Source organism: Nonomuraea marmarensis (assembly GCF_043197025.1).
GTDB lineage: Bacteria > Actinomycetota > Actinomycetes > Streptosporangiales > Streptosporangiaceae > Nonomuraea > Nonomuraea marmarensis.
This window is the reverse complement of sequence record NZ_JBICRM010000022.1, coordinates 125,496-137,036: the sequence shown is the minus strand read 5'-3', so window position 1 is coordinate 137,036 and position 11,541 is coordinate 125,496. Positions and strand designations below refer to the sequence as shown.

General features: G+C 71.8%; 11 protein-coding genes. 10 read left to right on the top strand and 1 reads right to left on the bottom strand.

Annotated elements, in window-relative coordinates; all coding sequences use genetic code 11:
* Positions 1 to 63 precede the first annotated feature (63 nt).
* The 3 genes from ACFLIM_RS31390 (at position 64) to ACFLIM_RS31380 (ending at position 1,928) form a co-directional block, all read left to right on the top strand.
* Complete coding sequence (locus tag ACFLIM_RS31390; protein WP_393171611.1) at positions 64 to 399, top strand: serine hydrolase; 336 nt, start codon at positions 64 to 66, stop codon at positions 397 to 399.
* A 21-nt stretch (positions 400 to 420) separates the two neighbouring features.
* Positions 421 to 1,071 carry a leucine efflux protein LeuE gene (leuE, locus tag ACFLIM_RS31385; protein ID WP_393171609.1) on the top strand — a complete coding sequence of 217 codons (651 nt, stop codon included), beginning with the start codon at positions 421 to 423 and terminating at the stop codon, positions 1,069 to 1,071.
* A gap of 215 nt (positions 1,072 to 1,286) precedes the next feature.
* The gene (locus tag ACFLIM_RS31380; RefSeq protein WP_393171608.1) at positions 1,287 to 1,928 is read left to right on the top strand and encodes a VC0807 family protein; all 642 of its coding nucleotides are present in this window, start codon (positions 1,287 to 1,289) and stop codon (positions 1,926 to 1,928) included.
* Between the two features lie 150 nt (positions 1,929 to 2,078).
* On the opposite strand, the gene ACFLIM_RS31375 is transcribed toward ACFLIM_RS31380, so the two are convergent.
* A complete protein-coding gene (locus tag ACFLIM_RS31375) occupies positions 2,079 to 3,257 on the bottom strand; it encodes a sensor histidine kinase (RefSeq protein WP_393171606.1) in 1,179 nt (392 codons plus the stop codon).
* Between the two features lie 374 nt (positions 3,258 to 3,631).
* Between ACFLIM_RS31375 and ACFLIM_RS31370 the strand changes: the two genes are divergently transcribed.
* The 7 genes from ACFLIM_RS31370 to ACFLIM_RS31340 all read left to right on the top strand — a co-directional run bounded on the left by ACFLIM_RS31370 (position 3,632) and on the right by ACFLIM_RS31340 (position 11,492).
* Entirely contained in the window at positions 3,632 to 4,249 is a 618-nt protein-coding gene (locus tag ACFLIM_RS31370) for a DedA family protein (protein WP_393171605.1), read from the top strand.
* Positions 4,250 to 4,285: 36 nt separating this feature from the next.
* Positions 4,286 to 5,089 (top strand): DMT family transporter, encoded by an 804-nt coding sequence (locus ACFLIM_RS31365; protein WP_393171603.1) that lies wholly within the window; start codon positions 4,286 to 4,288, stop codon positions 5,087 to 5,089.
* 80 nt (positions 5,090 to 5,169) lie between these two features.
* Positions 5,170 to 6,387 carry a glycosyltransferase gene (locus ACFLIM_RS31360; protein ID WP_393171601.1) on the top strand — a complete coding sequence of 406 codons (1,218 nt, stop codon included), beginning with the start codon at positions 5,170 to 5,172 and terminating at the stop codon, positions 6,385 to 6,387.
* Positions 6,384 to 7,064 (top strand): DUF998 domain-containing protein, encoded by a 681-nt coding sequence (locus ACFLIM_RS31355; protein WP_393171599.1) that lies wholly within the window; start codon positions 6,384 to 6,386, stop codon positions 7,062 to 7,064. Before ACFLIM_RS31360 ends, ACFLIM_RS31355 begins: the two co-directional genes overlap by 4 nt.
* Before the next feature lie 51 nt (positions 7,065 to 7,115).
* Entirely contained in the window at positions 7,116 to 7,910 is a 795-nt protein-coding gene (locus tag ACFLIM_RS31350; RefSeq protein WP_393171597.1) for a cytochrome P450, read from the top strand.
* Positions 7,907 to 8,653 (top strand): isocitrate lyase/PEP mutase family protein, encoded by a 747-nt coding sequence (locus tag ACFLIM_RS31345; RefSeq protein ID WP_393171596.1) that lies wholly within the window; start codon positions 7,907 to 7,909, stop codon positions 8,651 to 8,653. Before ACFLIM_RS31350 ends, ACFLIM_RS31345 begins: the two co-directional genes overlap by 4 nt.
* Positions 8,654 to 8,660: 7 nt before the next feature.
* Positions 8,661 to 11,492, top strand: a complete 2,832-nt coding sequence (locus ACFLIM_RS31340) for a BTAD domain-containing putative transcriptional regulator (protein ID WP_393171594.1) — start codon at positions 8,661 to 8,663, stop codon at positions 11,490 to 11,492.
* Positions 11,493 to 11,541: the final 49 nt, after the last annotated feature.

The window sequence follows — 11,541 nt, the reverse complement described above, 5'->3', positions numbered from 1 at the left end:
TGACCCTCCGGGCGGCGGAAAGTCATCGTTTACCCGCCCTCCCTTCCGTGATGGATTCGGGAAATGACCGTGCAAGGCACTTGTGATCCCCGGTTCTCCCAGGTCGCGGCGGAGTTCGAGGCCAACCTGGCCACCCGCGGCGAGGTGAGCGCGTCGGTGTGCGTGATCGTCGGCGGCGAGGTCGTCGCCGACCTGTGGGGCGGCCAGGCCGCGCCCGGCGTCCCCTGGACGAGCGACACGATCGGGCACGTCTGGTCGTGCACGAAGGGGGCGACCGCGCTCTGCGCCCACATCCTCGCCTCGCGCGGCGAGCTCGACCTGGACGCGCCGGACGCCGCATACCGGGCGCTCGGCTACAAGCAGGTCTATGGGGGGATCTGGTACGCACCAGGCGATTAATCGCGCGATACCGTGAGCGCCATGTTCTTCGGTATCACCGATTTCTGGGCCTACGTGATCGGCGCCTTCCTGATCATCCTCCTGCCCGGCCCGAACTCCCTGTACGTCCTCAGCTTCGCCGCCCAGCACGGCGTCCGCCGGGGCTACCGGGCCGCGGCCGGCGTCTTCGTCGGCGACAGCGTGCTGATGTTCCTGGCCGCCGCAGGCGCCGCGTCCCTGCTCCGCTCGAACCCGCTGCTCTTCACCATCGTCAAGTACGCGGGCGCCGCCTACCTGGCCTGGATCGGCTTCCAGATGATCAGAGGCGCATGGCGGGCCTGGCGCATCAAGGTGACGGTCACGGAGGAGGCTCAGGCCGTGGAGCTCCAGTCGCGCCCGTTCCGCAAGGCCCTGACGATCAGTCTGCTGAACCCGAAGGCGATCCTGTTCTTCGTCTCGTTCTTCGTCCAGTTCGTGGACCCGGGCTACGCCACTCCCGCGTTGTCGTTCCTGATCTTGGGTGCGGTGATCCAGCTCTTCAGCTTCCTCTACCTGACGGCCCTGATCCTCGGCGGCACTTTCCTGGCGAGCCAGTTCCGCCGCCACAGGCGGCTCAGCGCCGGTCTGACCTCAGGCGTCGGCGCCGTCTTCCTCGGCTTCGGCGCAAAGTTGGCCACCACGTCACTCGGTTGAAACCCGGGTTCAAGGGTGTGCTGATTTGGTTGGCAACAGATGGAACGAGTCAAAAGAGGCAGTCGCACCACCCCGCCTCGGGTACGGTAGGCCACCGGCGTGCTTCCCGGGATTTCGGTGATGCCGTGCTGGTTACGGCGAGCGATCCATCTGGAAAGCCTGGTCCCCCGAAGCCCGGGTAGACGCTAGATCGTCGGCCTATCTGCGGAGCAGCCTTGAATCACCCTCCGGTCACCCTCCCACGCCTCACCGCGCTCGCCCGGCAGGCGGCCCCTCGGCTGCTCGAAGGCGTAGTCGCGCCCCTGGCCGTGTTCTACCTGGCCATGGTCGTCCTCGGCTTCAAGGGGGCGCTCGTCGCCACCGTCGCGTGGGTCTATTTGGGAGTGGGCTGGCGGCTGGTCAGGCGGGTCAAGGTGCCCGCCACCATGTATCTGGCGGCGTTCGCGATCACCGTACGCGCCCTCGTGGGGTTCTGGACCGGCACGTGGATGTGGTTCTTCATCCAGCCGGAGATGGGCACCATCTGCATCAGCATGGCCTTCCTCGCCTCCGTCCGGCTGAACAAGCCGATCGTGCAGAAGCTCACGCTCGACTACATCCACCTGCCGTCGGCGGTGCTCAAGCATGAGCGGGTACGCAGGTTCTTCGCCAGGATCACGTTGCTGTGGGCGTTCGTGCTCCTGGCGAATTCGACGGTGAGCATCCTGCTGGCGGTCTACGAGTCGCTGGCCGGGTCGCTGGGCTCGTTCATGGTGCTGCGGACCTCAGCGGTGGCCGTGATCAGCGGACTGGCGATCACGGTCTCGATCTTCGCCTTCAAGCGCCTCCTGCGGCGGCTGCACGTCGCCCACGCCTGACCGCTCGGCCAGCAGGAACGCCCCGCACATCCCCATGACCAGCCCGGCCAGCAGGCCGAACAGGTCCACCAACGCCACCGCGCCGCTCGCCTCCGTGCATCGACGGGTCGCGCATCAGGTTGGGACCGGTGACCCCGATGGAGCTCCCGGTCATTTGTTGGTCTTTGGGGGGAACGCGGGGGGCTCGCCCCCTGCGGGGAGGATCACGGCCAGCTCGAAGCCGTCGTCCGCCGGTCCCGCGGTCAAAGTGCCGCCCGCGAGCCGTACCCGCTCGCGCAGACCCGCCAGCCCCAGGCCGCCGGGCAGCGCGGTGGGCCGGGAGCGCGGCGGCCCGTTGCGCACGGCCACGCGCTGCGGCGAGACCGTGACCTCGACGGCGGCCCCCGGCGCGTGCTTGGCGGCGTTCGTGAGCCCCTCCTGCACCACGGCCCGGGCCAGGTCGGGCACCGGCCCCGGAGCCAGGTCCAGGGTGATCGACATGCCCGAGTCCCCGGCCCGGCGCACCAGTTCGGCCACGTCTTCGCCGACGGGGGACAGCGGTGACGCGTCCGAGTCCTCGCGCAGCAGCCCGATGATCTGGCGCAGCCGCTCGGTGGCGTCCGCCGCCGCGATCCGCAACTCCCCCGCCGCCTTGACCTGCGCGGAGCCGAGTCCGGGAGCCAGCTCCAGCCCGGCCGCCCGGACCGCGATCAGGGCCAGGTCGTGGCCGAGCGAGTCGTGCATGTCCCGCGCGATCCTGGCCCGCTCACGCAGCCTGGCCTGCGCCTCGACCGACAGCCTGGTCTGCCGCCGCTGCTGCAGCAGCCTGCGCCTGAGCAGCCCGAACAGGTACGGCACGAGGTAGGTGCCGACGAGCGCGGTGCCCATGGACACCCACAGGGCCAGATCGCCGCCCATGGTCAGCACCACGGTCACGCCGACGACCGCGATCAGGCAGAACGCCGCCAGGGCAGGCCGGATCCTGGGCAGACGGCGTCCGGTCAGGTAGGCGTACCAGATGATGAACGGCGACGTGGGCAGGAGCGGGAAGATCTTCACGTCGCGCCTGGGCAGCAGCCAGCTCAGGTCCACGGTCGCGAACCCCTCGCTGAACCGCCACGGCCCCAGCGGCAGCAGCAGCACCAGCGCGGCCAGCGGCCAGGGCCTGCCGACCAGCACGGCCACCGCGGCGAGCGCGATCCTGGGCGCGGTCACCATGCCGAACGCGGCCGGATCCACGAACGGATCGGGTCCCATGGCGGCGATGAAGATGCCGAGCCCGGCCCAGAGCAGCAGGTCGTAGACCACCTGGCGGCGGCTTTCCCGGCGGAGACGGCGCAGACCCTTCACCGCACCGACGGTATCCGGCCCCCGGGGCGAGGACCTCCGTCCAGAGCCGATCGTCAGGGTGGGGTGTGGTGCACCCTCACGGTAGGGCTAGCTCTACCTCGAAAGCGCCTATCTCCACTCCTGTGTTCGCCCGCGGAAACCGGTTTGATCGATGGTGTCACCCGGAGGTCGCAGCCTCTCCCCTGACGAAAGTAGGGGGTGGTGCCTGCCGATCGCCCGATGTGGCGTGACCTGCGGAGTTTCTACCTTCATGGGGAACCGGCCCTGACCCGCATAGGGGAAGTGTCCGCGTTCGACCCGGGGCATCCCCGATGTCCTCGGGCCCCTCGCACCGACACGCTGTGTGAGTGCCCTAACGATCGGAGTACACGCTTATGTCGCACGCCATCCTCGACCTGGTCGAACAGGTGATGTCGTCGCCGTGGTTGTACGTGGCGCTGTTCGCCCTGGCGCTGCTCGACGGGTTCTTCCCCGTCGTGCCCGCCGAGACGGCGGTGATCACCGCGGCGGTGTTCGCCGCGTCCGGCGACACGAACCTGCCTCTGGTCATCGTGGTCGCGGCTCTCGGCGCGTTCGCGGGTGACCACATCTCCTACCTGATCGGCAACAGGTCGGCAGGCAGGCTCCGTGGCAAGAAGGCGTTCGTCTGGGCTCGCCAGGCCCTGGCGGAGCGGGGCGGGCTCGTCCTCGTGGTAGCCAGGTACATCCCCGGCGGGCGGACCGCGACCACCCTGACCATGGGCGCGGTGCGGTATCCGCGGCGCTCGTTCACGTTCTTCGACGCGATCGCGGCGAGCTCGTGGGCGGTGTACTCGGGGCTGATCGGGTTCTTCGGCGGGATGGCCTTCGAGCACGATCCGATCAAGGGCCTGCTGCTCGGCCTGGGCATCGCGCTGTCCATCACCGCGGTCGTGGAGATCGTGAGATGGGTCAGGAAGCGACGCGCCATCCAGGCTTCCCCAGAACGTCTTCCTGCGGACACGTCCGTTTGACCCTACCTGGCAACTATCCGTCTGAAAGGAGGGCGCATGACTGTGCTGGCCGCGGTGATCGCCCTGGTCGGTTCGCTGTTCTTCGCGCTCGGAGCCGCCCTCCAGCAGTTCGAGGCGGTCGGCACCGCCAAGCCGGGGCTGCTCGCGCTGCTGCGGAAGCCGCGCTGGCTGCTCGGCGGCGCGTCCATCGTGGCGGGTGGCGGCCTGCACGTCGTCGCGCTCGGTCTCGGCCCGCTGACCATCGTCCAGCCGATGGGCGTGGCCAGCCTGCTGTTCGCGCTGCCCATCGCCGCCGGACTGCACGGCCGCCGGCCGACCCGCAAGGAGCTGTCGGCGGCGGGCATCGTGGCGGCCGGGCTGATCGGCCTGGTGCTGCTGGTCCCCGCGTCCGACGGCCCCACCCATCTCGACCCCAGCGGCGTGCTCACACTGCTCGGCGTGGCCGGCATCGCGGCGGTGCTGCTGTGGGCGGGCTCGCAGGCGGCCTCGCCCGCCGGCCGGGCGGCACTGCTGGCGACCAGCTCAGGCGTCCTGTACGGCGCCACCGCCACGCTCATGCGCGTGCTGGTGGACGGCGCCTGGAACTGGTGGTACCTGCTGGCGCTGCCGGTGCCCCTGCTGCTGGCGCTGATGATGCTCCAGCGGGCCTACGCCGTCGGGCACTTCGGCGTCTCGTTCGCCTCGCTGCAGATCGCCGACCCGCTGACGGCGGTGGCGTTCGGCGCGCTGCTGCTCGGCGAGCCGCTGCCGACCGGGATCCTGCCGATCGCGGCGGCCGCGCTGACCGCCGCGGGCACTGTCGCCCTGGCCAGGACCACGCCGCTGGAGGCCCGCCACTGATGACCTCTGTTGATCCCCGTCCGCCCTACCCGTTCTCTACCGGGCCCTCCCCTGGCCCTCGTGAAATTGGAGTCACCGTCATGGCCATGCCCCTGCACCGCGTTTCCGACGTCGCCGACCTGAACCCCACTCCCGAACCCGAGCGTCCCCGCCGCGTCCTGATCTCGACCGACACCTATCCCCCCGACGTGAACGGCGCCGCCTACTTCACCCATCGCCTGGCCGCCGGGCTGGCCGCGCGCGGCAACGAGGTGCACGTGGTCTGCCAGTCGGACGTGGGCCGGGCCAGCGCCGACGTGGTGGACGGCGTGGTCGTGCACCGGCTGCGCTCGGCGCCGATTCCGGTCCACCCCACCATGCGCTTCACCGTGCCGGCCAGGCTCGACCGGCTGGTCGCCGACATCAAGCCCGACGTGCTGCACACCCAGGGTCACTTCGTCGTCGGCCGGGCCGCCATGTCCGCCGCCCGCCGCGCCGGCGTGCCCATCGTGGCCACCAACCACTTCATGCCCGACAACCTCTTCCAGTTCTGCCACATCCCCGACCGGCTGCGCGCCAGGGCCGGCCGGCTGGCCTGGCGCGACTTCAGCCGGATCTTCAAGCGGGCCGACCACGTCACCACGCCCACCCAGCTGGCCGCCAAGCTCCTGGCCGACCAGGGCTTCGCCCTCGACGTGGAGGCCGTCTCCTGCGGGATCGACCTGGCCAGGTTTCACCCGCACGCCGAGCCCAAGGCGTGGGCGCGCAAGTTGTTCGACCTGCCCGACCGGCCCACCGCCCTGTTCGTCGGCCGCCTGGACGAGGAGAAGCGCCTGGACGAGCTCGTACGCGCGCTGCCCCTCGTGCTCAACGAGACCGACGCCCAGGTGGCGATCGTCGGCAAGGGCAACCAGCGGGCGGAGCTGGAGCGGCTGGCCAGGCGCATCGGCGTGGGCGACCGGGTGTTCTTCCTCGGCTTCGTGCCCGACGAGAGCATGCCCCAGGCGTACGCCGCCGCCGACGTGTTCGCCATGCCGGGCATCGCCGAGCTGCAGAGCATCGCCACGCTGGAGGCCATGGCCACGGGGCTGCCCGTGGTGGCCGCGGACGCGATGGCGCTACCGCACCTGGTAGCCGGCAACGGGTACCTGTTCCAGCCGGGCGACGTGGTCTCGCTGGCCAAGCACCTGACGGGCATCCTGGCCGACGACGACCTGCGGGCCAGGCTCTCCAAGGCCAGCAGGGAGCTGGCGCTCACCCACGACGACCAGTCCTCGCTCGCCCGGTTCGAGCGGATCTACGATGAGGTGACTCAATGACCCCACGGCAAAGCGTCTGGGGCACGGTGGCGGCCACGGGGGTGTCCGCGGGCGCGCTGGCGTACGCGCAGGTCGCCCTGCCCGCGCAGCCGCTGCTCAGCGACTACGCGCTGGTATCCGGCGGGCTGCTGCCGGTGCTCATCGGGATGCTGGCACTGGCGGGGGCGTGCCTGTGTCTCGCGTACGGGCTGGCGGCCGGCGACCCGGCGCGCACCGCGGCCACCAGGGTGTTGTTGCTGGCCGGGGCGGCGGGCCTGATGATGAGCGCGATCTTCCCGACCGACCCGGGCATGGCAGGCCTCAAATCGCTGTCCGGCGAGATCCACCGCTGGTCGGCGGCGATCGTCTTCACCTCGCTGCCGGTCGCCGGCTGGGTCCTGGCCAGGGGCCGGGGGGTGGCGCCCCGGTGGAACGCGGTCAGGGCCATGAGCGTGACGTCCGCGGTGACGCTGGCGGTGTACCTGGCGGCGCACCCGGCCACCTTCACCTCGCCGCTGATCAACGGCGCGGGCTACTACGGGCTGCTGGAGCGGGCTGTGGTGCTGGCCGAGATGGTCCTCATCATGGTCATGGCGCTGGCGTCCGGCGAGGGCCGTCCTGCGGTGAAGACCGAGGTGTCCCCGACGGAAACCACCGAAGCCGCGCAGCCGGACCGGCCGGAGCGACTCGCCGCCTGACACGCGCACACTTCGGCCATCGGCGAAGGAATGGCGTCCTAGCGTGAGGACATGCTGATCACACGCCATGCCGAAGCCCAGGCTGTGCTCGCCGACGCCAGGTACGTCCCGGCTCCCGTACGCCAGGACGGCAGGGAGGGGACGCTCGCCTGGCTGCGCGCCCGGGTATCCAGGTTCAGCACCGGCGAGACGCACGCGGAGCGGCGGCGCCTCCTGGTGGAGCGGCTGACCGCGCTGGACCCCGCCGAGCTGAGATCGGCCGCCAGGGCCATGACCGCGGAGCGGGACGGAGACTGGCGAGGCGTGCCCACGGCCGTGCTCGGTGCCGCGCTCGGCGTCAAGGACACGAGCGCCGTGCCCGCCGCCGCGACCGGTTACCTGTCCGGCGAGGAGAGCCCCGAGGCCGATGCCGCCGTCGCCGAGCTGCTCGCGCTGGCCGACCTACCCGCGATCACGCTGCTGCTGCAGGGGCATGCCGCCACGGAGGCGCTCATCGAGACCGCGCTGAACCACGCCGCCACGGAAGCGACCACCGAGACCCCGCTCACGCACGCCGCAGCCGGTGACGACGTCGACGCGCTGCTCCAGGAGACGCTCAGGCAGGACCCGCCGCTCAAGGCCACCCGCAGGCTCGACACCCGGACGGGCGACGAGGTGACGATCGACCTGGTGGCGGCCAACCGCGACCCGGAGGTGTTCGCGGAACCCGAGCGCTTCGACCCCTCCCGCGACCCGGCCCCGCACCTGACCTTCGGGTACGGCCTGCGCCCCTGCCCCGCGCCCGCCCACGCGCTGGCCCTGGCCGCGGGCGTGCTCGAAGCCCTGCTCGACGGGGGCCACCGATGAACTTCCACGACCTGCACCGAACGGACGACCCGCTGCTGCTGCCGAACGCCTGGGACTACGGCTCCGCCGCCGTCCTGGCCGCGCAGGGGTTCCCGGCGATCGGCACGACCAGCCTCGGCGTGGCCGCCGTGTACGGCAGGCCGGACGCGGCCGGCGTGACGAAGGCCGAGACGATCGAGCTCGCGGAAGCGATCAAGGACCTCGGCGTCATGGTCACGGTGGACGTCGAGGGCGGGTTCAGCGACGACCCGGCCGAGGTGTCCGACCTGGTCGCGAGTCTGGCAGCGCTCGGCGTGGCCGGCGTCAACCTGGAGGACGGCCGCCCGGACGGCTCGCTGCGCCCGATCGAGCTGCACCAGCGGATCATCGAAGCGGCCAAGGGGCACGGTGTGTTCGTCAACGCCCGTACCGACACGTACTGGCTGAAGACCGGCGACACCCGGGAACGGGTCAGCGCCTACGGCCACGCGGACGGGATCTTCGTACCGGGACTGAGCGATCTCGGCGAGATCGCGGAGGTGGCGGCGCGCACGCCGTTGCCGCTCAACGTGCTCTACCAGCCGGACGGCCCCACCCTGGCCCAGCTCGGCGCGGCCGGGGTGGCCAGGGTGAGCACCGGGTCGCTGCTCTACCGCGCCTCGTTCCAAGGGGCGCTCGCGACCGTGCTGGCCGCCCAGGGCAAGCCGGCACCCCAGGTGCCGACATATGGGGAGATAGCCGCGATCTTGCCGCAGCCGCGATAATCGAGACATGCGCTTCCAGATCCTCGGGCCCACCAACGTGCTGGGCGAGGACGGCGAGCCGATCGCGCTCGGCGGCCCCCGGGTGCGTGCCCTGCTCACGCTGCTCGCGCTGCACGCCGGCCACATCGTGGGCGCGGAGCAGCTCGTGGACGGCATGTACGGCCCCAGGCCCCCTGAAGGCGTGGCCAACGCGCTGCAGTCGCAGGTGTCCAGGCTGCGCCGGGCGCTGGGCAGGGATCTGGTGGAGTTCCACCCGGCCGGTTACCGGCTGGTGGCCGATCCGCAGGACGTGGACGCGCGCAGGTTCGAGCTCCTGACGCAGGCGGGCAGGCAGGCGCTGGCCGGCGGCGACCCCCACGAGGCGGCCACCCTGCTGCGCGAGGCGCTGGAGCTGTGGCGAGGCGCCGGAGCTCGGCCGCTTTCGGACGCCCCGCACGCCGAGGCCGCCGCGGCGGCGCTGGCGGAGCTGCGGCTGGCCGCCACGGAAGACCGCGTGCAGGCGGACCTCGACCTGGGCGGGCACCGCGAGCTGGTCGCCGAGCTGAGCCAGCTCACCGCCGCCCACCCGCTGCGCGAGCGGCTGCGGGCCCAGCTCATGCGCGCCCTGTACGGCAGCGGCCGCCAGGCGGAGGCGCTGACCGTCTACGACGAGGCCAGGAAGCTGCTGGACGAGGAGCTGGGCGTCGAGCCAGGAGCCGAGCTGGCCGCCGCGCACCTGGCCGTGTTGCGGGCCGACCCGGCCCTCGGCGCCCCAGCGGCTCCATCCGGGCCGAGATCGAGGCAGGGGTTGCGGGCGCAGCTCACCAGCTTCGTCGGCCGGGCGGAGGAGCTGGCGCAGGTGGGCGACCGGCTGCTGGCGAGCAGGCTCGTCACGCTGATCGGCCCCGGCGGCGCGGGCAAGACGCGGCTCGCGACCGAGGCGGCCGAGCATGCGCCGGGCGACGTGTGCTTCGTGCCGCTCGCGCCGGTCTCGGACGGCGCCGACGTGCCCAGGGCCGTGCTGGCCGCGCTCGACATCCGTGACGCCCTGCTGCACACGCCCGACCGGCCCACGGTGGGCCCGGTCACCCGCCTGGTCACCGCGCTGGCCGACCGCGAGCTGCTGCTGGTCCTGGACAACTGCGAGCATCTCGTCGCGGCCACGGCCGAGCTGACGGACCTGCTGCTGGCCTCCTGCCCCGGGTTGCGGGTGCTGGCGACCGGGCGCGAGGCGCTCGGCATCACCGGCGAGTCCATCCTGCCCGTGGCGCCGTTGCGGCTGCCGCCGCCGGAGGCGGGCAACCCGCTGGACTATCCCGCCGTCCGGCTGTTCGCCGATCGGGCCGCCGCCGTGCGGCAGGGGTTCGCGGTCGACGCGGGCAACCTCGCGCACGTGGTGGGCATCTGCCGGGCGCTCGACGGGCTGCCGCTGGCCATCGAGCTGGCCGCGGCGCGGCTGCGTACGTTGTCGGTGTCCGACATCGCGGCGCGGCTCGACGACCGGTTCAGGTTGCTGACGCGTGGCAGCCGTACGGCGCTGCCCAGGCACCAGACGTTGCGCGCGGTCGTGGCGTGGAGCTGGGACCTGCTGGACGAGAGCGAGCAGCGGCTGGCCAGGCGGCTGACGGTGTTCGTGGGCGGCGCGCGGCCCGAGGCTGCCGAGCGGGTGTGCGGACTGCCGGAGGAGGTGCTGTTCTCGCTGGCGGAGAAGTCGCTGGTGGAATTCGTGGACGGGCGTTACCGGATGCTCGAGACGATCCGGGCGTTCTGCGCCGAGCGGCTGGCGGAGTCCGGCGAGGTGGCCGCGATCCGCGACGCGCACGCCGACCACTACCTCGACCTGGTCATGCTGGCCGACCCGCGGCTGCGCACCGATGCGCAACTGGAGTGGCTGGCCAGGCTCGACGAGGAGAGCGACGACCTCAACGCGGCCGCGCGCTGGGCGACCGAGTCGGGGCGGCTGGAGCTGGGGCTGCGGCTGGTGGCCCACAGCGCCTGCTACTGGTGGATGCGCGGCCACCGCGTCACCAGCGCGAACCTGGCCGCCGACCTGCTGGACACGCTCGGCCCCACCCGGTTGGAGGGCCTGGACGAGGAGTACGTCATGTGCGTGCTCATCACCGGCTGGACCGGCGACGCCGACCGCTTGTCGCGCGAGCGGCTGGCGGAGGTGCGAGACCTGCTTCCGGTGACTTACCTGCCGGTGCGGGTGGAGTTCCTGATGATGTTGTTGTCGATGTTCACGGGGCCGCCCAGCGACTTGGACGAGGCTTACGAGCTTCTCATGAGTACCGTGGATCGGCTCCCGCCCTGGCAGCGGGCGTTGGCGTTCAGCGGCGCGGCGTTCGTGTCGCAGGTCGTCGGGCGGATCGACGAGGCGCTGGCCCAGTTCGAGCGGAGCCGGGCCGCGTTCAAGGTCATCGGCGAGCGCTGGGGCATGGTGCTGGTGTTGTCCGGGCTCGGGACCCTGTCCTACGAGCAGCGCGACTACGAGAGCGCGTACGCGCTGGCCGACGAGTCGCTGGTCCTGGCGCGGGAGCTGGGCGCGAAGACCGAGATCGCCGAAGCGCTGTGCCGGCGAGGTGACGCCCTGTTCGTCCTGGGCGACGTGACGGGCGCGCGGGCCGACTACGTGCTGGCGGCCGAGCTGTCGCGCCGGAACGGCTCGATGGAGACGCTGGCCTGGGCGCATCTCGGCCTGGGCGAGGTGGCGCTGGCCGGCGGCGACCTGGACGAGGCGCGGACCCTCCTGACCCAGGCACGCGACGAGTGCCCCGGCGACTGGTACAGCACCACGGACACCCGCACCCGCATCGACGCCGGCCTGACCGAGGTCGGCCGCCTGGCGGGCGACCGGTAGGCGGCTCGGTCAGCGAACGGTACGCGGGCCGTCAGCCGCGTTCCGGACA

Coding starts and splice junctions, on each gene's coding strand:
- ACFLIM_RS31390 (WP_393171611.1), top strand. CDS start 64: ATGACCGTGCAAGGCACTTGTGATCCCCGGTTCTCCCAGGTCGCGGCG.
- leuE (WP_393171609.1), top strand. CDS start 421: ATGTTCTTCGGTATCACCGATTTCTGGGCCTACGTGATCGGCGCCTTC.
- ACFLIM_RS31370 (WP_393171605.1), top strand. CDS start 3,632: ATGTCGCACGCCATCCTCGACCTGGTCGAACAGGTGATGTCGTCGCCG.
- ACFLIM_RS31365 (WP_393171603.1), top strand. CDS start 4,286: ATGACTGTGCTGGCCGCGGTGATCGCCCTGGTCGGTTCGCTGTTCTTC.
- ACFLIM_RS31360 (WP_393171601.1), top strand. CDS start 5,170: ATGGCCATGCCCCTGCACCGCGTTTCCGACGTCGCCGACCTGAACCCC.
- ACFLIM_RS31355 (WP_393171599.1), top strand. CDS start 6,384: ATGACCCCACGGCAAAGCGTCTGGGGCACGGTGGCGGCCACGGGGGTG.
- ACFLIM_RS31350 (WP_393171597.1), top strand. CDS start 7,116: ATGCTGATCACACGCCATGCCGAAGCCCAGGCTGTGCTCGCCGACGCC.
- ACFLIM_RS31345 (WP_393171596.1), top strand. CDS start 7,907: ATGAACTTCCACGACCTGCACCGAACGGACGACCCGCTGCTGCTGCCG.
- ACFLIM_RS31340 (WP_393171594.1), top strand. CDS start 8,661: ATGCGCTTCCAGATCCTCGGGCCCACCAACGTGCTGGGCGAGGACGGC.